The 24,535-nt window shown below is 33.4% G+C and carries 23 protein-coding genes; 17 read left to right on the top strand and 6 right to left on the bottom strand.

Annotated features, from left to right (window positions below; genetic code table 11):
• The first annotated feature begins 5 nt into the window (after window positions 1-5).
• The 3 genes from BSF42_RS01665 to BSF42_RS01655 all read left to right on the top strand — a co-directional run bounded on the left by BSF42_RS01665 (window position 6) and on the right by BSF42_RS01655 (window position 3,978).
• On the top strand, window positions 6-1,502 hold the full coding sequence (locus BSF42_RS01665) for a RagB/SusD family nutrient uptake outer membrane protein (protein WP_253250955.1): 1,497 nt from the start codon (window positions 6-8) through the stop codon (window positions 1,500-1,502).
• Window positions 1,503-1,639: 137 nt separating this feature from the next.
• Complete coding sequence (locus BSF42_RS01660) at window positions 1,640-2,602, top strand: glycoside hydrolase family 43 protein (RefSeq protein WP_095951381.1); 963 nt, start codon at window positions 1,640-1,642, stop codon at window positions 2,600-2,602.
• Between the two features lie 80 nt (window positions 2,603-2,682).
• Entirely contained in the window at window positions 2,683-3,978 is a 1,296-nt protein-coding gene (locus BSF42_RS01655) for a glycosyl hydrolase family 8 (protein WP_095951380.1), read from the top strand.
• A 145-nt stretch (window positions 3,979-4,123) separates the two neighbouring features.
• On the opposite strand, the gene BSF42_RS01650 is transcribed toward BSF42_RS01655, so the two are convergent.
• A complete protein-coding gene (locus BSF42_RS01650; RefSeq protein ID WP_095951379.1) occupies window positions 4,124-4,867 on the bottom strand; it encodes an SDR family oxidoreductase in 744 nt (247 codons plus the stop codon).
• Between the two features lie 104 nt (window positions 4,868-4,971).
• Here BSF42_RS01650 and BSF42_RS01645 point away from each other — a divergent pair, with 104 nt between their 5' ends.
• Both BSF42_RS01645 and BSF42_RS01640 read left to right on the top strand, forming a co-directional pair.
• Window positions 4,972-5,319, top strand: coding sequence for a helix-turn-helix domain-containing protein (locus BSF42_RS01645; protein ID WP_095951378.1), 348 nt, complete (start codon window positions 4,972-4,974; stop codon window positions 5,317-5,319).
• A 433-nt stretch (window positions 5,320-5,752) separates the two neighbouring features.
• A complete protein-coding gene (locus BSF42_RS01640) occupies window positions 5,753-6,916 on the top strand; it encodes a zinc-dependent alcohol dehydrogenase (RefSeq protein WP_095951377.1) in 1,164 nt (387 codons plus the stop codon).
• A gap of 88 nt (window positions 6,917-7,004) precedes the next feature.
• On the opposite strand, the gene BSF42_RS01635 is transcribed toward BSF42_RS01640, so the two are convergent.
• From BSF42_RS01635 to BSF42_RS01620, 4 genes are all read right to left on the bottom strand, one after another.
• On the bottom strand, window positions 7,005-8,735 hold the full coding sequence (locus tag BSF42_RS01635) for an FAD/NAD(P)-binding protein (RefSeq protein ID WP_095951376.1): 1,731 nt from the start codon (window positions 8,733-8,735) through the stop codon (window positions 7,005-7,007).
• Between the two features lie 109 nt (window positions 8,736-8,844).
• Window positions 8,845-9,027, bottom strand: coding sequence for a hypothetical protein (locus BSF42_RS01630; protein WP_095951375.1), 183 nt, complete (start codon window positions 9,025-9,027; stop codon window positions 8,845-8,847).
• 67 nt (window positions 9,028-9,094) lie between these two features.
• Window positions 9,095-9,376, bottom strand: a complete 282-nt coding sequence (locus BSF42_RS01625) for a hypothetical protein (protein ID WP_095951374.1) — start codon at window positions 9,374-9,376, stop codon at window positions 9,095-9,097.
• Between the two features lie 237 nt (window positions 9,377-9,613).
• Window positions 9,614-10,450 carry a T9SS sorting signal type C domain-containing protein gene (locus BSF42_RS01620; protein ID WP_095951373.1) on the bottom strand — a complete coding sequence of 279 codons (837 nt, stop codon included), beginning with the start codon at window positions 10,448-10,450 and terminating at the stop codon, window positions 9,614-9,616.
• Window positions 10,451-11,762: 1,312 nt separating this feature from the next.
• On the opposite strand from BSF42_RS01620, the gene BSF42_RS01615 reads away from it, so the two are divergent.
• The 3 genes from BSF42_RS01615 (at window position 11,763) to BSF42_RS01605 (ending at window position 15,625) form a co-directional block, all read left to right on the top strand.
• On the top strand, window positions 11,763-12,461 hold the full coding sequence (locus tag BSF42_RS01615) for a DUF1826 domain-containing protein (protein ID WP_095951372.1): 699 nt from the start codon (window positions 11,763-11,765) through the stop codon (window positions 12,459-12,461).
• A 377-nt stretch (window positions 12,462-12,838) separates the two neighbouring features.
• Window positions 12,839-14,650 (top strand): DUF6119 family protein, encoded by a 1,812-nt coding sequence (locus tag BSF42_RS01610; RefSeq protein WP_141248422.1) that lies wholly within the window; start codon window positions 12,839-12,841, stop codon window positions 14,648-14,650.
• 147 nt (window positions 14,651-14,797) lie between these two features.
• Window positions 14,798-15,625, top strand: coding sequence for a DUF3800 domain-containing protein (locus tag BSF42_RS01605; RefSeq protein WP_095951370.1), 828 nt, complete (start codon window positions 14,798-14,800; stop codon window positions 15,623-15,625).
• Window positions 15,626-15,703: 78 nt separating this feature from the next.
• On the opposite strand, the gene BSF42_RS01600 is transcribed toward BSF42_RS01605, so the two are convergent.
• A complete protein-coding gene (locus BSF42_RS01600) occupies window positions 15,704-16,105 on the bottom strand; it encodes a helix-turn-helix transcriptional regulator (protein ID WP_095951369.1) in 402 nt (133 codons plus the stop codon).
• Window positions 16,106-16,288: 183 nt separating this feature from the next.
• Here BSF42_RS01600 and BSF42_RS01595 point away from each other — a divergent pair, with 183 nt between their 5' ends.
• From BSF42_RS01595 to BSF42_RS01550, 9 genes are all read left to right on the top strand, one after another.
• The gene (locus tag BSF42_RS01595) at window positions 16,289-16,849 is read left to right on the top strand and encodes a hypothetical protein (RefSeq protein ID WP_095951368.1); all 561 of its coding nucleotides are present in this window, start codon (window positions 16,289-16,291) and stop codon (window positions 16,847-16,849) included.
• Between the two features lie 410 nt (window positions 16,850-17,259).
• Window positions 17,260-18,321, top strand: a complete 1,062-nt coding sequence (locus BSF42_RS01590; RefSeq protein WP_095951367.1) for a serine hydrolase — start codon at window positions 17,260-17,262, stop codon at window positions 18,319-18,321.
• Between the two features lie 2 nt (window positions 18,322-18,323).
• Window positions 18,324-19,214 carry a class A beta-lactamase, subclass A2 gene (bla, locus tag BSF42_RS01585; RefSeq protein WP_095951366.1) on the top strand — a complete coding sequence of 297 codons (891 nt, stop codon included), beginning with the start codon at window positions 18,324-18,326 and terminating at the stop codon, window positions 19,212-19,214.
• A gap of 302 nt (window positions 19,215-19,516) precedes the next feature.
• Window positions 19,517-19,897, top strand: coding sequence for a response regulator (locus tag BSF42_RS01580; RefSeq protein WP_095951365.1), 381 nt, complete (start codon window positions 19,517-19,519; stop codon window positions 19,895-19,897).
• Between the two features lie 277 nt (window positions 19,898-20,174).
• Window positions 20,175-20,759 carry a Crp/Fnr family transcriptional regulator gene (locus BSF42_RS01575; RefSeq protein WP_095951364.1) on the top strand — a complete coding sequence of 195 codons (585 nt, stop codon included), beginning with the start codon at window positions 20,175-20,177 and terminating at the stop codon, window positions 20,757-20,759.
• An 87-nt stretch (window positions 20,760-20,846) separates the two neighbouring features.
• Complete coding sequence (locus BSF42_RS01570) at window positions 20,847-21,944, top strand: SDR family oxidoreductase (protein WP_095951363.1); 1,098 nt, start codon at window positions 20,847-20,849, stop codon at window positions 21,942-21,944.
• A 379-nt stretch (window positions 21,945-22,323) separates the two neighbouring features.
• A complete protein-coding gene (locus tag BSF42_RS01560) occupies window positions 22,324-22,560 on the top strand; it encodes a hypothetical protein (protein WP_095951361.1) in 237 nt (78 codons plus the stop codon).
• 271 nt (window positions 22,561-22,831) lie between these two features.
• A complete protein-coding gene (locus BSF42_RS01555) occupies window positions 22,832-23,416 on the top strand; it encodes a TetR/AcrR family transcriptional regulator (RefSeq protein ID WP_095951360.1) in 585 nt (194 codons plus the stop codon).
• A gap of 58 nt (window positions 23,417-23,474) precedes the next feature.
• Window positions 23,475-24,527, top strand: coding sequence for an aldo/keto reductase (locus BSF42_RS01550; RefSeq protein WP_095951359.1), 1,053 nt, complete (start codon window positions 23,475-23,477; stop codon window positions 24,525-24,527).
• Window positions 24,528-24,535 lie beyond the last annotated feature (8 nt).

The following is a 24,535-nucleotide window of genomic DNA, read 5'->3' as shown; positions in this document are numbered from 1 at the left end:
AAAAGATGATGAAAAAAATTAAATATATACTTATAGTACTGTCTGGAGTTTTAACCATAACTTCATGTGACACCAGCGAATTAGAATTAACTAATCCCAATACTTTATCGCCTGATACTTTCTTTAAGACCGAAGCACAGGTGCAGTCTGCCGTAAATGCTTCATATGCAAATCTTCAGACAAGAGGACTTTATGGCAGAAATCTTTTCTTCGCCATGGATCTTATGGGACATGATGCTCTAGGAAACCCGCAATTAGAAGGAAACAAGAAACCTTTCCAAGATTTTTCTTTTAACGGAGGAAATGATATTATTCAATATTATTGGGAAGCTTGTTATATAGGAATATCGAGAGCTAATTTTGTACTCGATAATGAGCAGAAAATCAATGCTCTTCCAATTTCTGTTTTATCTCAGGAAAAAAAGAACAAATATTTAGGAGAAGCTCATTTTTTAAGAGCATACTATTATTTTCTATTAGTAAGACGTTTTGGTGATTTACCAATTTATAAATCAGGTACTATCATCGGAAACGCAAGAAGCCCTAAGGCAGAGGTATATGCTTTGATTGAAGAAGATCTTGTATTTGCATCACAAAATCTGCTGCCAAAAGCATCAGAAGTATCAGGAAGAGCAAATAAAGAAGCGGCTTATGCACATTTGGGTAAGGTATTGTTATATCAAAAGAAATATAATGAAGCTTTAGCTGCGCTTAATAATGTGACAAGTTACAGCCTAGAAGACAAAGGTAATTTCTACAACAACTTTATGGAAGAAACAGAACATGGTAAAGAATCAATTTTTGAGATAGAATTTGACGAAAAAAATGGAACTGGAGATCAATGGGGAGCTGTTGGCGACAGCGGTGGAACCGGCTTTGAGGAGTCTACGCTTAGAGGGCAGGAATATGGAAATCTCAGCTGGTACAATGTCTATCCATCAGATGATCTTTTAGATTCATATGAAGCAGGTGATAACCGTTTTGGAGATACTTTTTATGTGCCAGGATCATCTTATTTAAAAGGAACGAAGGTAATGGTAGCAAGTAATTTTACTACCTCTGCAGGTATTAGAAGAGCGGGCTGGAAAAAATATCAAAACTATTACACAAGAGAAGATGAAGCAACACGATCAAGCATTAATTTTAAAGTAATGCGTTATGCAGATGTATTGCTTATGAAAGCAGAATGTGAAAACCAAAGAGACGGAGGTTCCCAGACAGCAGCGATAGCATATATCAAAGAAGTTCGTGACAGAGCAAACTTGACAACTACTATTGCACCGGCAAAAGAAGCTGTTTTTGCCGCTATTGTTCACGAACGTCAAGTAGAATTTGCAGGAGAACAATCTCGTTTTGATGATATTATAAGATGGGGTATAGCAAGTACTGTTTTGCAGGGAACAGGTTTTACTGCGGGGAAAAGCGAATTATGGCCAATACCAAACAGGGAGACATCTTCTAATCCTAAAATAAAACCAAGTGATAACAATCCTGGTTATTAAGATAATTTAAATTTTGGTTAGTTTAAGTTAAGTTAGTTTTTTTGATAAACAGCGCATTTAACTGCGCTGTTTATTGTTTACACCAAGACGGTTGAAAATCAAGTTACATTTTCGAATTATTTTAATTAAATCAAAAAATGAAAAATTCAAGTAAAATTTTGTTTGTGTTCTTTTGTTATTTATTTACGCTAAATACAGAAGCGCAAAATCCTATTATCAAAGACATCTTTACTGCAGATCCTGCTCCTCTAGTTTATAAAGGAATCTTGTATTTATATACAGGGCATGATGTAGCAACGCAGGAAGATACCAATTATAAAATGGCCGACTGGCATGTTTTTTCTACAACAAATATGAAAGACTGGAAAGACCACGGTGCGCTGCTGTCACCCGGCACATTTTCTTGGGCAACAGGAGATGCTTATGCGGCTCAGTGTATTGAGAGAGATGGAAAGTTTTATTGGTTTGTTTCTACATTTCATAAAAAAGACGAAGTAAGCCAAGGCGGAGCAGCAATAGGCGTAGCAGTTTCAGACCGCCCTACAGGTCCTTTTAAAGATGCAATTGGAAAAGCGCTTATAATAAATGAAATGACAACAGATATGAAATACGCTTGGGACGATATAGATCCAACTGTTTTTGTTGATGATGATGGACAAGCTTATATGTTTTGGGGTAACGGAAGCTGTAAATGGGTAAAGCTTAAAAAGAACATGATAGAGGTAGATGGGGCGATTACCATTTTTAAACCTAAAAATTATATTGAAGGACCTTGGGTGTATAAAAGAAAAGGACTTTACTACTTAGTATATGCGAGCGAAGGGACAAAGCCAGAAATGATAGAATACAGCACTGCAAAGAATATAACGGGGCCTTGGAGCTATCAAGGAATTATTCAGGAAAATGTAGAGAATAGTTTTACCACACATCCCGGCATTATTGACTATAAAGGAAAATCATACTTTTTTTACCACAACGGGAGTTTGCCAACTGGAGGCAGTTACAGGCGATCAATTTGTGTAGACGATATGCATTATAATAAAGACGGTACTATTCAAAAAATAGTACAGACTACCGAAGGTGTAAGTAAGATAAAGTAAAAAAGCAGATTTAATTTTTCTAATTAAACGAAAGATACCAAAGTGCACATTTTTTTAAATTAACTAGTAAAATAATAAACATGGTTATAGCTAAAGATTTTACAAATAAATACCTGATTAGAACTCGACTTCTGCTATTGATTTTTGTATTGATTATTCCGCTTTTGGTCATTAGTCAAAATAAAAAGAAAGCAGAAAAATCAGAATTTAAAAGACCTGAATACCGTAATCTTTTTAAAGAAGCAGGTTACAGTCAAATTGATATCGACAAGAAATTGGCTAAAGCTTATTATGATATTTTTGAAGGTCCAGATAAAGTTTATTTTAAAGAAGGAGATTCGTTAGGATATGTCTCCGATGTTAAAAATAAAGATGCCCGTACCGAAGGAATGTCATACGGAATGATGATCGCCGTTCAACTCAATAAAAAAGATGTTTTTGATCGTCTCTGGAGATGGTCTGTTAAATATATGCAGCATCAGGATGGTCCAAGAGAAGGTTATTTTGCCTGGAGTGTAAATCCGCTGACCAAAAAACAGAATTCTCCTGGTTCTGCTTCAGATGGAGAATTGTATTATATAACCAGCCTGCTTTTTGCTTCCAATAAATGGGGAAATAATACAGGAATTGATTATTACAAAGAAGCTAGAAAGATCTTAGATGCGATGTGGAAAAAAGATGGTACAGGTAATGTTCATAATATTATTAATACCGAACATAAGCAGATTTCTTTTGTTCCTGAAGGTGGTGGTTACAATTGGACAGATCCTTCTTATCATGTTCCTGCATTTTACGAAATATGGGCATTATATGCCAAAGACGGACACGAACAGTTTTATAAAGAATGCGCCGATGTTTCTCGTAATTTTTTACATAAAGCCTGTCACCCTGTAACAGGTTTAAATTCAGATTACACCGAGTTTAGCGGCGAACCGCATCCAACTCCTTGGATGCCGCCAGCATTTCGATACGATTCCTGGCGCGTTCCTATGAATGTTGCGATGGATTATACTTGGTATGGAAAAGATAAAAAATGGCAGGAAGAGTATGCGGCGAAATTTCAAAATTTCCTGCGATCAAAAGGGTTAGATACTTATGAAGATCAATTTAATCTGGATGGTTCTGCTCCTGATTTTATTCTCCAGGCTGGTCCTGTTAAAAAACTAAGACATTCCATTGGGTTAGTAGGAACAGCAGCTACAGCATCATTGGTAAACAAAGATAAAGCAAGTATAGATTTTGTTCACGCTGTTTGGAACGCCAGACTTGAGCCTTATGACGACGGTTACTTTGATCCTTATTATGACGGATTAATGTATCTCTTCAGTTTGATGCATTTAAGTGGAAACTACCAAATCATAGCTTCAAAGGGATAATTAAATTTTAAACTTTAAGAATATGAAACCGTATAAAATTCTTATAGATGTTTGTTTTATAAGGCGGATGAAAAAAAATGCTAAATCATTTGATTTAGCATTTTACTTTGAATAAGATCAACTTTGATATTAGATAGCAATCAATTTATTTTAGAGCGTAATTTATGTACCCTCCATCTGCCAACAGCTCTGTTCCAGTGATAAAACTTGCATCGTCTGAAGCGAGAAACAAAACTGTTTTCGCGATTTCTGCGGGGTCGCCTAATCGCTGCATTGCAGTAGCACCTGCTAGGAATTCTTTAGCATCTTCGGGCACAACTTTATGAAGTCCCGGTGTAGAAACTGGGCCAGGACTCACGATGTTGACACGAATTTTTCTTCCTGCTAATTCATTGGCAGCGATTTGCGCGATTTTATTCAAGGCTCCTTTAGTAGCAGAATAGATACTACTTCCTAAATTTGCTGCCGTTGCAACTGTTGATGATGTAAATATTACTGATGAACCTTCTCCTAAATGAGGAAGTAGTTTTTGAAGTGTAAAGAAATGACCTTTAACATTCGTATTAAACTGGGCATCAAAATCGGCTTCAGTCACTTCTTCGATTGAGGTAAATTTTGCTATTCCTGCATTTAGAAAAAGCGTGTCCAATTTATTTCCGCTTTCTGCAAAAGTCTTTTCCAATAGGGAAAGATCAGCTAAGTTTGCGGTATCACAAACTATCGTTTTTAAGTTTGGACTGTTAATTTCTGTGGCCGCGTTAGTAAGGTTTTCACTATTTCTTCCTGTGATCCAAACGTTTGCGCCTGATTTTATAAATTCTTTTGCTGTTGCTAATCCAATTCCTGTAGTTCCTCCTGTAATGAGAACATTTTTGTTTGTGAAATTCATTTTACTGTATTTTAAAATTATACTGGCAAAGTTAGTTCAGACAAGTTTATTATTGTTACTTTGTAACCAAAAGTAACAGTAACGTTTGAGTAACAAGGTAACGTATGAGTAACGAATGTCAGATTGAACACAAAAAAGAGATAATGGCAGTCCATGATACAATGGATATATTGAATGGAAAATGGAAAATTTCTATAATTTCATCGATCTGTTATCACAATAAAAGAAGGTTTACAGATATATTAAATGATGTAAATGGAATTTCGAATAAAATGTTAAGCAAAGAATTAAAAGACTTAGAGATCAATAAACTGATTAAACGCACGGTTCTGGACACGCAGCCCGTTACAATTCATTATCAGCTGACGGAGTATGGGTTAACATTAAAAACGATCATAAATGATCTTGCCGAATGGGGATTAAAACACCGAAAAGTAATTATAGAAGGTTAATACATTACTTTTTAAAATGGAAAACTAGAAAGGAATCCGTTATAACGGACATATCTTTTGATTTAGTAATTCAGGCGGAAAAAATTACGAGACTGACGAAGCTATGTTGTTAAAAAACTAAAAGCCCAGTCGCAACTGCTCCAAATGAAAGGAGTAAAAAATAAATAAATAAGCCGTATATGCGTAGAAAAGTATTCATATCTAATTGATTTACAAGCAAATTTCGGAAAAAAAGTATGTGTCTGTTTTATATAATTTTATGATTTTTTTTATAATATTTTTTTGAGTCTTTAACATAATTCAAAATATAAAAGATAAATGTAGAACAGATTTGATATAGTGTGTTTTAATTGTAAGTATTTTAAATTATTCTGTAAAATTAACTCTTTAATTAATAGTTACTTAGCGATCTATTAATTCTAAAAAGAGTATTATGAAAGCAGCAGTTATTCACGGACCAGGTTCCGTTAAATACGATACAGTAGAGGATCCAAAAATCAGTGCACAGGATGATATTATTTTAAAAGTTACTTCGACGGCAATATGCGGATCAGATCTGCATATTTATTCAGGAGCTATGCCGACTTCTCCCATGGTGCTTGGACACGAATTTATGGGAATAGTAGAGGAGACGGGATCGGCGGTTACTCATCTAAAAAGAGGAGACCGTGTAGTAGTTCCTTTTCCAGTGGCCTGCGGGAATTGTTTTTTCTGCGATCACGATGTGCCGGGAAATTGCGAACACAGTAATCCAGAAAATTACGGACCTGAGGGAGGAATCCTGACAGAAAAAGGAGGAGCTCTTTTTGGATACACCGATCTTTATGGCGGTTATGACGGAGGTCAGGCACAATATGTTCGAGTACCGTATGCCAATTACGGACCACGCGTAGTTCCAGACAATCTTACCGACGAGCAGGTACTTTTCTTGACAGATATTTTTCCCACAGGATACACAGGTGTGGACTGGGGAGAAGTTAAAGGAGGGGAGACTGTTGCTATTTTTGGTTCTGGGCCAGTGGGAATTATGGCAGCCAAAAGTGCCTGGCTAAGAGGAGCAAGACAAGTGATTATTGTGGATACGCTGCAATACCGTTTGGATAAAGCCAGAGTTTCTACCGGAGCGACCACTATTTTATGGGAAGATCCAAAAGATGTAGTGGAGCATATCAGATCACTTACCAATGGACGCGGTGCGGATGTGTGTATCGATGCTGTCGGATTTGAACCCGAAAGAAGCCTAACAGATAAAATTAAAGCAACTATTAATTTTGAAAAAGGTTCGATAAAAGTGCTGGAAGCGTGTATGAGCGCTGTTAGAAGAAGCGGTATTGTTTCTGTTCTTGGTGTTTATCCTGTTAACTATGATAATTTTCCGCTCGGACAATTTTTTGATAAGGGAATAATCCTAAAAGGCGGACAGGCTCCGGCACACAAACATATCGACAAACTTTTGGAATATGTGGTACAAGGCAAAGTACAGCTTGATGACATTATTACGCACAGGCTTCCTTTATCTGAGATTTCACATGCATATAATATCTTTAATAAAAAAGAAGACGGCTGTGTAAAAGTAGTCCTTGATCCGTGGAAATAATAAAATCTAATTTCCGGCTAAAAAAAGACATCTGTATTTTATGCAGATGTCTTTTTTTTAGCCAAGTTGATTTTTATAAATTGATTTTTCAGATTTCCTGTTGCTGCAAAATATCCTCTACAATGCGCATCGATGCGGCTTCGCAAAAGTCCAGACCTGAATAATCAGGGTTAAGGCCTCCCATATAAGGCACTGCCATCAAATAGATGTTTTTATTGTAAGCTCCATACTGGTCAATGATCTGAAAATTATCATTAATTGCTATTCCCGAAACCTGCATAAAATAATCTCCTTGAGCATCTTTATCAACAGGCAGAACTCCTTTACTGAAAGCATTTTGTCCTTCTTCTGCCGATTTAAATTTCAAGCGGGCGGGACTAACTGCATTTTGGGAAAGCAGACTTTTAAAAGGAAAATCGCTGTAGGACAAATGCGGTTGTCCAACACAATCGATAAATGTTTTATAATAAATAGACTGTGGCGTATCATTGTCATCTGTAAAGTTGTAAAGAATTCCGCCGCCACTCTGTGGTTCAACGATACTTTCAGAACCTACAGGAACAAGATCTAATACGCCAGCCTGATGAAGTGCCAAAAGTTCGGAGCACGATTTCTGCGGAACAAATGCAATTATAATTGAAATAAGCGGCATGAGTACTTTCTGAAGGCGCTGCATATCTTCGGCAGATAAATATTTAGCAGGATGATTCACTGCAAAACTAAGTACGGCAAGCATTTCTTTCCAATAAACCGACTCCTGTCTTTTTATAGATTTCTCTGCCTGCGTATATTCTGCTCTCAAAAGCTGAAACGGTTCAAGACGTTCGCGAAGTTCCATCATTTCATCTACAAAACCTTCGATCGAAAGACCTTTGATTCGTTGGTAAAATTCAGGATCTTTCTCACGGAAAATTTCTTTAAAATCACGCTCAAAAAGAAAATCTAATGATAAAAATCCATCGTTTTCTTTTCTGTGTGCATCAATTTCATCCGCTGTTAGGAGGGAGTCATTAGAAAGATGAGAGTCTTCTAAGTGAAAACGCACCGCAGGAAGCATACCGCTTCGAGAATGCATCATGATTTTAAATGCTTCATTATTGGGTAAAGGTTCAAAACAAAGAGTGCCGTCAGCAGATTCTTCAAATGCTCCATTATGTCGTGCAAGCGTTCTTATGGCATCAATTGCCGTAAGAGAAGACCCTTTTACTGCGATGGGATGATTGAGACGCAGCGCCAGTTTTTGAGGAGGATAAGGCGCATCATAATACCCTGGTATAGTGCCCTCATAACGTATAGGCCAGTTATGCCCCGTACAAATCACTGCAAAATCAAATTCTTTATTTTCCTGCTGTACTGTTTCGATGGTTACAGTTTCATTTACAGTATTATAGCTTATATCTGTAACTGTACTTTTAAAATGTATTCTTGTGGTAATTCCAGCTTCAGAAGCTGCTTTTTGAAGCAGTTCAAACTGACCTGAAAGATAGTGCCCAAAAAGAAGGCGAGGTACGACTTTATATTCATTAAACCTGTCAGGATCAATTTTAAACCTTTCCAATAGAGCGGCAGGAGCAGTTTTGATCCATTCAGACATATGGTTTACGATGGTAGGGATTTCATTATCCGATACATTGGTCACATGCTCATCGCTGGCACCTTCAATGCTATACGGCATTCCTGATCCAAGTTCTGCTTTTCTCTCAAAAATATCAATTTCAAAATTATTTTTTCCAGATTCTATAAGTCTTTTGTAGACAAAAAGGCCGCTGGGACCTCCGCCCAAAATGGCAATGCGTTTTTTTATTTCTTTAGTCTCCATTGAATTTTATAAGTATTGAATAGAATTATTGGACAGATTTCATATCGTAAAATCCGATAATTAGTTGATTTTTTGTTTGAGTATTATCTATTTGTGACAAGCTGAATTTCTATTGATCTTCTGCAGGAACCAAAACCGAATCCATGAATTTTCCGGTTATGATAGTTCCTTCTTCGTCTTCCCATTGGGTGATGACGTTTTCAATTAGTTCCGGCTCAAAATCGATTACTTTCATAACAGGCCCGCCAAATTCCTGACGTACTTCCTGTCCTTTTTTAAAATTGATATCCATGGTGTTTATTGTTTTAGTTTGCTTATTAAAAATTACAATTAAATGCAAATTTGTACTATCTCATTATTTAGTTTTTCATTTGAAAAGTGCCTGGGTGCTCTTCATTTTTATCGTATTCTCCCTGCAGCTTATCATTTAAATTTTCGTCATCCCAATCAAATTCTGAATCAAAATTATCTTCAATTTCATCATTACGATCTCCAAGTTCCAAATTGTAATGACTGCTCGATAAAGATGCTGTGTAGCCAGCTTCACGGTAATCTTCATAATTTAACAAAAGTTGTTCTTCGTAAGAGGTCATATTATCTGAAAATTCGCCAGAGGCATAAAAGTAGTTTTGGAATGTCATAGTAATTCAATTTAAGTTTATAAATAACCAAGTTTCATATTTTAATCCCTTTTCAATTGGATAAATTAAAAATACAATAACCTGCACAGCTGATTTTATATAATTCAACACTTGAGTTTGTCAAATTTTCATTTCCTGCTATTTATAGTTGGTTTAATAGCAATTTTAAACCATAAAAAAAGGCCGGCGAATTCTTGACGATATTCGCACGGCCTAAAGTTTTTTTTATTTATTAAACTAGAAGATCACTTTCTTGGTAATTGTACTTCCATTGTCCAATGTCGTTCTAACCAATAAAATTTGGGCTCCCGATTGAATGCTTGAAATTTCCAATTCGGATGTTCCTATTTTTTGGCTGCTGAAAAGTAATTTTCCAGTGATGTCGAAAACAGAAACTTCTTTTAAAGCAGCTTGGTCAGATTTTAATCTAATTGTTTTATCCTTTGATGAAACGATAAGATTCTGTTTAATATTTTTAAAATCATCTACTCCTAGTTTACCATCAGCACTGTAAGTGATAACAAAACGATCTGCAAAAACACCAATCATAGTAGAGAAGGTATAACCGCCGTTTTTTAAATTATGAATAGCGCCGGTTTCTTTATCATGTAAATAAATATTTTGGTTTATTAAGTCGCCATCAGCGTGATCAATAGCTATAGTCATATCTCCTGATGTGCTGGTTCTATAGCCTAGAGGAACTGCATCATACGGATCAAATGGCAGGGCACGTCCTTGAATAACCAGTCTTTTACGTTCATTAATACTGTAAAAATCAGCAGGCTTATATGCATCCATGGTAACAGCATCATAGTTTTGATCCCATCCGTTGGTAGCTCCCGTTACATAGGCGATCAAAATCTGTTTAAAAACACCATTAGTATTGGTTAAATTAAGCCACACCCTGTGTCTCTCTATTTCAAAAGTACTAGTAGGTTTTGCTAAGGAGTCAACCTCAATGTTTCGAAAGGCAATGGCTCTCGTATTATCAGCGCAATAAGTAGAAATAGTGTTTGCTTGAACAACTGCATGAATTGGAAAAAGCAATAAAGATGAAAGTAGAATTTTTTTCATAATATGATAATTTAAATATTAATAGAGAGGTACGCTGATACCCTGTTACTCAATTTTTTTTAAATATCATCAAGCGAAAAGACGGACACAGATTAGTATCCTGAAACTAAAAATACCGATAAAGTAAAGAGTAGTTTTTTTTCCTTAATGATGAATTTTAGGTTTATAATTTATTATTAGTTGATTTTGATCAGAAAAAAATGATGTTTAGTATATTTTAAATTTTAGTCTTACACCGATTTTTTTTGCTTTTAGCCGATCAATTATTTTGTTTTATAAGAATATCATTATTATTTTTATAATTGAAAAACATATAAAATGTAATTTTATCCGGAGGTTATAAGTAGTTTTTTAATGTCATATAATTCGCTTTAAGTTTGTAAAATTGTGTACCGCCTTATTTTTCGGGGGAACAAGTTAAAAGTACAATAACCACCACCACTGCTTTTATATAATTTCTCGCCGACTTTACTAAATTCTCATTTTTCAATAAATTCAGTTTTTATTTTGAATCTAAAGGCAAACCAAAATATGATGTATTAAATGTATATTCAATTTCTTGCTTTACGTCGATATTTTATACCGTTGGTCGATTAATTATTAGCTTAAATTAAGAATTTATTTATAATCAAAAAAGTTAAAAATTCTATTAAATGTAATTTTAACACTTTTTAATTGTTGAATTTATTGGTCTAAACAAGAAAAAAGTATTGGAAGAGATCGCAAAATTTAAAATGAGGACTTTAAAACTCCTGAAAATCATTAAATTAAGTAAGATTTTTCTATTGTGATTGTTTAAAGTTAGCGCGTCATTATCAAAATGTTTTACCGATTACATATTAAAAGTTAATTTTAGAAAATTAATCCGAATATTTAATATGTAATACTAAACTTATATTTTTACCAGCATAAATTTGGTTAAAAACTAAGAAAAAACGGAATAACGAGGTATAAGGGAAGAGAATGTGTACCGGAAAGAATATACTTTGAATATTTTTTCTATTTTAAAATAAAGGATTAATACTGTAAATTGAAATTTGACGGCGTATTAATAGGGTATCAGTCTGCTTCAGTTCGCAGAGCCAGGCACCAACGGTACGATTGTATTGACTTCTTTTTTCAAGAAAATTATATAAGAATAACTTGGGTATAATTTTGAAAATTTTTGAAAACTATTCTAATTAACAGATTCAACATATTAAATAATAGCAGTTAAAATATCCCTGCAAAAAATTAAACTGATAAAACACGAAACTGACTACTATTATATATTTTTGTAATGCATGAAGTAAATAGCTTCATATATTATATTATGAGCAATACATTTTCTGAAAATAGCCAAATTGGAATCGTATCTACTTTCTCTGAGCTTGTGCAGACCAGTTTTAAAGGAGAAATGAATGCGCTTTGCTGGCACAGAAATTTGGATGGCGATTTTAACGAGATTGTAAAACAGCTTCGTTTAAAAGAAAATATAACCGAAGTTTATCCAGAAGATCTGCTCGCCCTGCAACTATCTGAAAAGGGGAGTACGGCAAGGGAAATAATTTTAAATGATTTAAAATTATTGACCGATTTTGGTGCTTCGCCCTCGCTTAATTTACTGAAGTGTTACGAGCGTGATGATGAATTTGATTTCATATCGACAGATGTGTATTCGTTTCATGTAGATCGTTCGCCCATTGCAACAGATACTTTTTTATGCACCTATCACGGCGCGGCAAGCGATATTGTTTCTAATTCGCAGGCAGAACAAAAAATCCTAATTCCAGAAATTCGAGCAAAGCTGAAAGAACTTCATGACGGACCAGCTGATGAATTTGAAGATTTCTTAAAGGAAAATTATTTTGATCTGCATTATCAATTACTTGCAGATGCTGAACCAATTAATTTAGGATTAGGACATCTTTGGCGACTGGCTGTAGATCATCCAAAACAACAAGTACAGCCTTGTATTCATAGGGCGCCAATAGAAAAGGAAGGGGAGTATCGGTTGTTGTTGATTTGTTGAGGGGAAATAGTTGGGATGATGGAGTTGAGGAAAGCTTTTCTTATTTTTTGCAACCACTGCTGTGCGAAGTCTCCCGACTTCTTACCCGTTCCAACATTCTATAATGTGATGCTATTACTTTTACAAACTTCCCTTTGTTTATTCTCTATGCGGGTGCGAATTCAGGAGACATTCGCACAGCTTTTCATAAGAACTCTTTGGGGAGCGGGGTTAACTTTTGAAAAATCTACCTAATATATAAAACTTGCCAAAATCAAGAACCAGTATAAATACGTATTGCAAATTATTTTTTAAATTATTTCTTTGTTAAGGTTTTCCGTAATAAAATTATGTTTTTATTAATTTTATTTGTGTATAAACAACTAAAATTTCATTATATGAACATAAATAATAACTCAGAAAATGCTGAATATGAAATAAAGATTTTTCAAATTGATAAATCATTTTATGAATTTAAAAAGCATAATCTTACGAACAATAATCAGATTATTAATTACATTATTAACGAACATCGAATAAAAGTTAAAGATCTTGACAATTATAATAAAGATATTGTTCCAATATTAATTGATGGAGTTGATTATTTTACTTATGTTTATAATGAAGAGGAAAAGGATTCATTTTGGAAAAAGTTTATACCAGAAAGCCTATCAAACAACTTAGTATTTAAAGTTCAACAACTTTCATTTGCAATGTTTGCAAGCATTGAGAATAATATCTATGCTATTGTCGGTGGCGGAGGAAGCAGAGTTATTATTCGTTATCAAAATCATAGATTTGGATTGGACTTCTTTGAATTTATAACTGATTTAAATGAAGATGTAATTTCAATTGAAACAAGAGGTATTTCAGGTAAACTAACAAAAAGGAAAGATATTTTTAAAGATGGTTTAAAACTGATTGATATCTTAAATTTTACAAATATTCCAACAAAAATAAACATTGTTTTAAAGCAGGAAATTAAAGATAGTGTTTTTGATTTCATCGAGTTTGACAATCGAATTACTACCATTGAGATTGGCTCGTATTTTAATATAAAGTATAAAATACCTTTCGAATCATTACACCAACTCTTTAAAAAGATAAATGAAATCTCTAAATCAGAAACTAAAAAAAACTTAACTTCTTTTGTAGAGGTTACAGATAAAGGAATTGTTTCAAATATTTATAGAGAACAACTTTTATTATTATTATTTGAAAATATGATGGATTTATTTTCTCCAGCGAGAGGTGAGAGTCCAAAAAAACTAGATATTGAATTTGTTCACCCGTCCAAGGTTCAAGAATTTTATGAAGCCGAATTTTATATATTTAAATTTAAGGGAACACGCAATGGACATCATTTTCAAAATAGAAAAAAATTATATTATGATGGACTAAAATTAGTTTATGATAGCTTAGAAAATTTCAATTTAATAGAATTTAAAAAAGTAATTTCTGGTTTGCATTTATATGGAATGCGAAAAAATGATTTTATAACTCATGCAATGTTTATAGATCATATTGTTTGTGAAATTAATGTTGAAAATAGACCAATTTTTCAAATTGATGCAAAATGGTTTAAAGTAGAAAATGATTTCACAAAGACAATTAATGATATATGTTCAAGAATGATAGATAACAACTATTTAAATTCGGGAATAATCACCGAAAAGTGGGACGAAATTGAGGATGAAGATACTTATAATAGAAAATATCATTTACAAAATAATTATTGGGTTTTAGATAAAGCAATAGGTCAAAATATTGAATTATGTGATATTATGTATGAAGATGATAATACAATATATTTTATTCACGTTAAGAATGGATTTGATGCAAAAATTAGGGATTTAAGTAACCAAATTCAAATATCTGCAAGTAGATTTATGAATGAGAGAAATTCTGGAAGTGAAGATTTTATTTCATCGGTAGTTGACGCTTATAATAGCAAGCAAGTAAATTCTGATCGGCTTATCGACAAAGATAGCTTTATAAATAAATTCAAGACAGGCGGTAAAAACATACAATTTGTAATGGCTTTTAAATCAGAATTAAAGAAGATCCCACACATAAAAAATAATGTTGAAAAAGTTCAATCCAATATAGCAAAATATTCATTAATTCAATGTGTTAGAGAAATGAATATGTTAACTTTTCCAATAAAAATTGTGGAAATTGAAAAAACTATAAATCTTTTAGAAAATTAGTATAAGAATGCAAAAGGGATTTAGGCATTGATTTAATATTGGTATATATTTGTAAATATTATCTTAGATGTGTCCATTCGGTTAAATCGTTTCTCACACTTCACAAAGCCATGGCATTAGTAACAATTCTCTAAACGCTTAATAGACATGAAGACATTTTACGCTGATGATACATACTGCAAATCGGACAAAGCCGATAAAACGAATCGTATTCATCTTTTCGGCGGTATTCTAATTAATAAAACTGACGAAACAAGATTGCTTGAAATCATAAGCAATGCTAAATCAAAATATACACATCCAAATTTACCGATGAAATGGAATTTTAAAGACACGGTAATAAAAGATAAATTTCAAGAATTCAATAGACTTGATGAATATAAAACTATGCTTGCTGACTCAAATTCTTGGCGCAAAGAAATAATTAAAAATTCTCTCGAATTAGATTATACAATAGTTTGTGGAATCATTGAAAGTTTTTCAGATGATATGAAATTGGCAAAAAAATCTAAACCAGAATTTCTAAAATATTCTTTTGAAAATCTTTTGATGCGTATAGGAATAGATGCTATGAACAAAGATTACGAAACATATGTTATTGTAGATTGGCCACCCGACGGTAATCCTCAACCTTTAGTCCAAGCGTATTATCGATTATTTCATCAAGGAAAATCTTCTGCAGGAACTCCAATAAGATGTGGGAAATTGTCAGATTGTAATTTCTTCCATTCACTTTTGTTTGCAAAATGTAATCACAGTCCACTTTTACAATTCAGTGATTTAATAATTGGTTCTTTAAAAGATTATTTAGAAGCTAAACTTTCAAAACGTCAAAATTTATTTGCTACAGAAATTTTTGAACTTCAAAAATGCAAAATTAGATTCGGAAATGGGACTATGCTAGGTTATGGAATTATTCCTCCTAGTGGTAACCAATCTTTTAGAGGGAAAATTAAAAGAATTCTAGAAGAATAAGAACTGATCCTGAACAAACTAATGTAAGCAAAAAAAAGAGACTCGAAGGTCTCTTTATAGAATAATATATTATAATAATTATTTCCCAATTAATTTCTCAAGCCTAACCATCATTTCATCTTTCTCCTTCAACATACGCTCGTACAAAGCAATTTTTTCTTCATGTAATTGGATAATCTTTTCAATTGGATTATAATTATTAATCACAAAACCAATTGCGCTATCGTTGTTATTAAATGTATTAGCAATCACATTTACAGCCTGTTCCTCATCAAAATTCTGAAAAGCTTCCACAGGAATTTTTAATGCATTTGAGATTTGATCCAAAATATCATTTTCAATTACATCTTTTTGCTCCAGCATAGAAATTTTCTTTTGGTTCCAGTCATTTCCCAGATCAAAAGCCAATGCTTCTTGTTTTATGCCAAGCATTTCTCTGAAGCGTTTTACGTTTCTTCCCTGATGTATTTTCTGTTCCATAATGAATATAAATTTTTCTAAAGGCTCAAAGATAAAGCCATTTGGATTAAAAATCCTGAATTTCAAAGATAAAAAAATATCCCATAAAACATTTCTTTTGTCAGAATATTATATCCGCTTTTTAGAATAGATTATCTTTTTGAAACAATAGAATTTCGCTGTTGAGTTTTAAATATACTTACAATGAAAAAAAATAAAACAGCGTTCGGAACTAGCCTTTGGGCGGGGATTGAGACAGGAAATCCGTTTAAGGCAATTACAGCCGTTTTTGACTTTGCAGATCTTGATTATTATAAACAAAATTTAACCGAAGCGGTAATTTACAGCTATAAAACAAAAGTGTATGAACAGGAAAACCCTTCGAATGGTTTTATCTTTTATATTGTTTTCAGCTCTTTTGTAAAAGTTTGTTACTGCCTGAAAAAGAAAAGCAAAAAATGGAAAGTTGGAGCGTCTATTCAGTCGGAAACCCAATTTCATTTTACTTCGTTGACGAAGGAAGAATACGATAATCCTTTTATGGTATTTCAAAAAGCATTTGAAGAAAAAACACTGAAAGAATTTGAATTATTTCTATGTCAAATCCTGGAATTTTCATTGTCTCCCTTTGCCGGAGATCCTGAATCTGACTTGACGACGCCTTATATTCATTTAATAAAAATGCTCGATGCAGTAGAACTAATAAGAGAAAGGGGAGTGGAGAAAATCAAGAAAATTAGTTTGCAAACAAATGGACATTCTTGAAAACTATTTTAAGGAAATTGTTGGGATAATCTAATTTAGAAAAGCCTTCTTTAATACTTGAAAACCGAATTTATTTATCGAAATAAACAACAAGAACTACCTTTAAAAGTGGATTTATAAAATTGTTAATTTTATTTTGTTAGCGGGAAATTACGCACAAGGAAATTTACATATCTTTACGAGAAATCTGTAAATGCCACCACAGTAATTAAACCAGCTATCCAAAATTCTAAATGACAAATTAATGAAAATTGTTCTTCACCAGCCTAAAAATTCCATTCTTAAAAAATATACAGAAGGTTACTATTTTATGGTCCACGATTATTCTCATCGACCCTTTCACTATCTCACATTTCCAAACAATTTTTTACTATAAACCTATATTTTAAATCTTATTAGAGAAAAAATAAATGAAACAAATTTTCAAACTTGCATTTCTTGCAATCATCATTGTATTTACAAGCTGCAGCGTATGGGCACAGCAAAAAGATAATTACGCAGCAAAAATTGACAGCTTACTAAAAGCCAAAAGTCCAAGAGATTTTAACGGAGTAGTTTACATTCAGCAAAACGGAAAATTGAAATATGCAAAAGCATCTGGATTTAATGATTTCAATAAAAAAACGCCGCTGCAAATCGACGATAAATTCTCTACCATGTCGATCGCAAAACAATTTACGTCTGTACTTATTTTGCAGCAAGTAGAAAAAGGAACGATTGATTTACAAACACCTATTCGTAAATATTTACCAGATTTTAAATATTCGTGGGCAGATACGGTAACGGTTCATCAACTGCTTAACAATACCTCTGGATTAACCAGTGAGGATGTAGACAAACCTTTAAAATTTGCTCCGGGAACAGCTTTCAGTTACTCAAATATGGGTTACTATGTAGCAGGACAAGTTCTGGAAAAGCAAAGTGGTAAAAGTTTTGAAGAATTAGTAACTGCCTTATTCAAAAAATGTAAAATGAATAACAGCTATTATCCGAGCGAAACAAGCAGCAAATTTTTGACGAAGGGACACTTAGTAAAAAAAGATGGAACGATAAAGCAGTTTGAAAAAATCAGCTTTACACCTGACCATTATTGGGGAAGTCATTTAATTGTAACCGCACCCGATTTGGCAAAATGGAATGAATGTTTACACAACGGTAAACTGCTAAAACCAGCTGCTTATAAAATGATGACAAGCTATACGATCACCAATGCGCATATACTTTTTAGTGAAAAACCAATTGGTTATGGATACGGATTGCGAATAAATGATAAAGACAGCGTATTAGAAATTGGACACACGGGTTTTCATCCAAGTGAAGGATTTACGGCCGTCAATCTATATTATCCTAAATCAAATACAAGCGTTACTGTTATGGAGAATCAGGCGTATGAAAATTTTGATATTGCTTATTATTTTGAACAGCAAATTAGAAAAATTATTAGAAAAAGTGAGCTTTTAAAACAAAATTAGATATGAAAAAAAATCTATTTCTGTTGTGTATTTCTTTTTTTTCGCTTCAAACGTTCTCTCAAACTTCGGCAGATCTTAGAAAAAATATAGAGCAGATAATTGCTTCAAAAAATGCAACGGTAGGAGTTTCCATGAAAGGAATTGAAGATAAAGATACATTGAGTATCAATGGCACTTTAAATGCACCCATGATGAGTGTTTTTAAATTTCACATTGCATTGACAGTTTTAAATCAGGTTGATAACGGAATTTTGAAATTAGACCAGAAATTTTTCATTAAAAAAGAAGAGTTGCTTCCAGATACCTGGAGCCCAATGAGGGAGGAATTTCCAGATGGGAATAGAGACTTTACTTTAGATCAGTTATTAAGATATACTGTTTCGCATAGTGATAATAACGGCTGTGATATTCTTTTAAGAATTATTGGAGGAACCCAAACTGTTCAGAAATTTATAAACAAACAAGGCATTACAGACTTTGTGATAAAAGTTAATGAACAAGAAATGTCAATTTGGGAAAATCTTTACTTAAATACGACCACACCGCTGGCAACAACAGAACTGCTTGAGAAATTTTACAAAGGACAAATTCTGAAAAAAGCGACCACAAAATATCTCTATCAATTAATGGTAGAAACATCAAGAGGAAAGACCTGGATGAAAGCTGGACTTCCTGCAAATACCGAATTGGCGCATAGAACAGGAGTTTCTGGAACCAATGATGAAGATCTGCGAGTTGCAATGAATGATATAGGAATTGTAAAACTTCCAAATGGGAAACATTTTATACTTTCTATTTATCTAAAAAACATCACGGAAGAAATGGAAGACACTGAAAAAATAATTGCAGCTATTACAAAAGCAGTTTGGGATTATAATGTAAAAAAATTATAACTGTTACAATACTATTCAACTATAACTTTAGACAGATGGATTGCTCATTCTAAAAAATGGGCTAATGGAAACTATGAATAGGTAAAAACCAACAAAAATTAAAAAACTCCAAAATCATTTAATTTTGGAGTTTTTTGTATAATGCAATTACTGCCTTCTACGTTTTCAAAACAAGAGAGAAGAGACGAAGGACAATTGAATATAAATATATTATCAGTAGTAATTATCATCAATTTTTAATACTTTCGCACAGCATTTTAGGATTTGCCCTAAACAAAGAATCTCGAGAAAAAAATATATATATGCCATACAAGAATATACTACTTATTGATGATGACAGCGATGATACTCTTTTTTTCATTGAGGCTGTCAATGCTGTAAATAGAGAAGTCGAGTGCAGAACAATGCTTAATCCTGCGAAAGCGTGGGATGAGTTACAGGCTTTAGAGGAACTGCCAGATATTATATTTTTAGATTATAATATGCCTATGGTAACCGGACTGGAATTTATAAAGCGCATGCAGGCAGTAGAGCGCTTAAAGCATATTGAGGTTATTGTACTTTCTACACCACCAGAAGAAGTAATGGTGCCTTGGCTGGATAGAAACAATACACCAGTAAAATATATAAGTAAACCAACCAGTATCGAAGAACTTACAGAGATACTGAATGAATTGTTATAATATAGTATTATAATAATTTGTGAAGTTTTTAAATAGTGATACTCTAATCTTACAAGACAAAGTGGATCTGCAGTAAAGTAATAATACTGTTAGATCCATTTTTATTAAGGTTTGATTATTTGTAATGAGGCGCTGTAAGATTTCTTTATTTCTTTCTTGGTTAATTTTTTTTTGATTTTGGCTGGCAATTTTCAAAGTCTAACTTTTTACAGTGATAAAGAGATAAATACCAAAATATGGTACCTTTGTTTGCCGCTTTTAAAAAGAAATACTGGATATGTACGATATATTTTTCAAACATCTTGAAAAAAAGATTCCGCTAAAGGAATCTGAAAAGGAACTGATAAAGACTTTCTTTTTGCCTAAAAAGCTAAAGAAAAGACAATTTTTAGTGGTCGAAGGTCATCATTGTACTTATATGACATTCGTGTCGAAAGGTCTTTTAAAAGCGTACAATGTTGATGAAAAAGGGAATGAACATATCAACCAGTTTGCGCCTGAAGGCTGGTGGACCTCAGATATGAATAGTTTTTTTAGCGGAGAAGTTTCTTTTTACAGTATTGATGCCATGGAAGATTCGGATCTTCTAGTAATCACCAGTAAAGATTTTGAAAACTTAACTTTGCAGATTCCTATTATGGACCGCTATTTTAGACTGCTTTTTCAGAATAGTTTAATTACAAAAGAACGAAGATTAATAAGTTCCAATACTCATAATGCCGAAGAAAAGTACCAGCACATTTTAAAAAACAACCCCGATTTAATAAAACGTGTTCCCCAGAATTTACTGGCATCTTACCTTGGTCTTTCTGCGGAAACCCTCAGCCGTCTTAAAAAGAATGTGAATCTTGGTGAGAAATAATTGATTTAGATCAAGTCGTTTTCTTGTTTTATATCATCTTTACGAATATGGGTTTAGATTTAATTTTGTAGAAAATAATAGTAAAATATGGATTCTCAACAATTAAAATCTAGTACAGCTGGCAATATCGCTTTAGTTGTAGGCGCAACAGGAATTACAGGAAGCAATCTGGCTTTAAAACTTATAGAAAAACAATGGACTGTTTTTGGACTTTCACGCAATCAAAAAAATGATATTGAAGGATTACTTCCAATTGCAGCCGATCTGCTCGATCTAAAGTCTTTGGAAACTGCACTAAAGGATGTTTCGCCAACGCATGTTTTTTTTACTACTTGGATGCGAAAGGACACCGAAGAAGAAAATATCAGGATTAACAGTGCTATGATTCGAAATCTGCTGCAGGTTTTATCTTTAAAAAAAACCGTTCAGCATGTTTCTTTAGTGACAGGTTTAAAGCATTATCTAGGTCCGTTTGATGCCTATGCAAAAGCAGGAACACTGCCAGAAACACCACTAAGAGAAGAAATGCCGAGATTGGATCTGCCTAATTTTTATTACGCCCAAGAGGATGAAGTTTACAAGGCTGCGTTACGAGATGGATTTACATGGAACGTACACAGACCACATACCGTAATTGGTAAAACTATTGGCAACGCCATGAATATGGGGACAACATTGGCAGTTTATGCCAGTATTTGTAAAAAAGAAGGTCTTCCTTTGATCTGGCCAGGATCTGAAGCACAATGGAACGGACTATCGGATGTTACGGATGCTAAAATTTTGGCAGAACAAATCATTTGGGCAGCAACAACAAATGAAGCTCATAATGAAGCTTTCAATATTACCAATGGAGATGTTTTTAGATGGAAATGGTTATGGCCAAAAATTGCTGAATGGTTTGAGATAGATTTTGAAGGTTACAATGATACAATTAGACCGCTTGAAACATTATTAAGTAAGAAGCAGCCAATTTGGACTGAAATTGTAAACCAGCATAATTTGGTAGAAAACGATTTAAATAAGTTAGCATCGGCATGGCATACAGATCTTGATCTTGGACGCCCTTTAGAGGTTATGACTGATATGTCCAAAAGCCGGGAACTTGGATTTTCGGTATATAAAAGCACTAAAAATTCCTTTTTTGATTTGTTTTCTTTGTTAAGAAACGAACAAATTATTCCATAAATAAGATAGATAATTATAGAGACTTCGCGGCAGGCATCTTTTTGATGTTATGCTGCGGAGTTATTTATAGAATAGTTGGCATACATTTAAACATGAAAACGAAAACAATAATAATCACAATTTTATTACTTTTATAACGGTAATGTTGGCTGGTGGCGGACACGGGACATACTTGCCTGCAAGAATATTTTATCCTTACACAATGATAATTTCCGAACTGCAAGATATTATTGGAATTCTGGCACTAATATTAGCAATAATTGAAATTCCGATTTATGTCTATATTTGGATAAAAAGACCGAATTGGAAATGTTATGTGATTGGAATGCATGTTGTTGGAATTCTAATCGCTTTTACTATAAAATCAAATTCTTTCTAAATGACAAAAATTATTTTTCTTTTTTTTATTATAACTTTTATAGGAGTCTATTTCTATTTTGGATTTTACCAAGATTATAAAAGAAATCCAAAAGAATATATTAGAACAATAATAGGAATGCCTCTGGGGATTTTTGCAAATACATTTGGTTGGAAAAATCTTGACGCTAAATTGAAAAAATGGGCGAATTTAGAACAAGAACAAAAAACGAAATTCAAAATCAATAAAGAAAAATAAACGCCTGCCAACACACGCTACAAGCAATTTGGTCATTTGGCTTAATGGAAAAATTGGTTTGTATTTGGAAGATTTGGCGAATCCGAAAGATAACGTTGATTTAGTCCCAAACTGCTTGTAGCGCGAGAACGATAACTACTAATTCCATTACTAAGTTTTTAGCATATTTAAATAAAGCTGTTTTTTGTGATAGTTAATTTTTTGTTAAAGTGATTTTTAATTATGTACCGAATGGTACATAATTATATCTTTGCTCTATAAATAATTTAAAATGGCTGGAAGACCAAAAATATTCGACGAACAGGAAGTAATTTCGAAAGCCTCTCAAATCTTTTGGGAAAAGGGTTACGAAGCTGCATCTGCCGAAGAACTTTTAAAAGCTATGGGAATTGGAAAAGGAAGTTTCTACCTTTTTTTTAAAGGAGGTAAAAAAGAACTTTATGAAAAATCACTGCATCAGTTTGCGGGTAATTTGCTTTCAACATTACGAAAAGAAATTGCCGAAAGTGAAAATCCATTTGAATATTTAAAATCTACTTTTCTGAAACTCTCAGACAGTAATAATAAAGATAAAGCGAAAGGCTGTTTCATGGGAAATGCTTTGGTAGAAATGGCTGCGAAAGATCAATATGCCCAAGAGGTAATTACCAGACAGCTCTTTGAACTTGAAAAAATATTTACTGATGTTATTCAGACCAGTAAAAATAGAGGCATTATCAAAACAGTTAAAAGTGCCGAACTTATAGGAAGCCATCTGCTTAATTTATGGAATGGAATAAATGTTACCAAACGAATGAACATGGATGATGCTTCATTGGCGGCTCTTATAAAATTTAATTTTGAAATAATCGAATAAACTTTTTTTTAATCAATTTTGTACTAATTAGTACAAAAATAATTTAAACTCTTACATTATGAAATACAAAATTTTTGGACAGAAAACCGGACTTAGAGTTTCGGAACTGGCATTAGGAACAGGAAACTTTGGAACACGCTGGGGACATGGTTCTGACGAGGAAACCTCTAAAAATATTTTTAATACATACGTTGAAGCGGGAGGTAATTTTATTGATACGGCAGATGGTTATCAGCTAGAACAGTCAGAAGAAATTCTAGGAAATCTAATTAAAGACAAACGCCATGATTTAATACTTTCTTCTAAATTCTCAACAGGAGGTTCGACACTGCTGACTACTGGAAACAGCAGAAAGAATATTATTCATTCTGTGGAACAAAGCTTAAAACGACTAGATACCGATTATTTGGATATTTATTGGGCTCATATTGCAGACGGACAAACTCCAATTGAAGAGATTATGAGAGCCATGGATGATTTAGTGCGTCAGGGTAAAATTTTGTACACCGGATTTTCAAATTTCCCAGCGTGGAAGATTGCCAATGCAGCACTTTTGGCCGACCTTAGAGGCTGGGCTCCAGTAGCTGGAATACAAATAGAATATAATCTTATTGAAAGAGGAGCTGACCGTGAATTACTTCCTATGGCAGAATCATTGGGTCTTGGAGCTGCTTTTTGGTCACCTCTTGCAGGTGGAACCCTTACTGGGAAGTACCGTTCCAACGTTCAAAATGAACCATCAAGACAACAGGCGTGGGGCGGTGCATTATTAAAAGGCGAAACAGGAAACAGGGAAACAGAAATTTTAAACGCACTGGAAAGCATGGCAAATGAAAAACAAGCTAAAATATTAGACATTGCGTTAGCATGGCTGAGACAAAAACATGATAATACTGGACTTTCTACAGTTACAATTTTAGGACCGCGTAATGAACAACAGCTTGCAGATAATTTAAATTCATTAGCTGTAACACTTTCTCAATCAGAAATTGAACTTCTCAATACACTCAGCGATTTTGATCTAGGCTATCCTCATAACATGATTTCAGCAACTCAAGCGAATATTTTTGGGGCAAGCACTGGAATTGTCGAAACAAAACGTAAAATTTAATTCTTTTG

Origin of the sequence: Flavobacterium sp. ACN6, from assembly GCF_002304005.1 — a bacterium.
Taxonomy (GTDB): Bacteria; Bacteroidota; Bacteroidia; order Flavobacteriales; family Flavobacteriaceae; genus Flavobacterium.
This window is presented reverse-complemented; position numbering and strand designations above follow the sequence as displayed.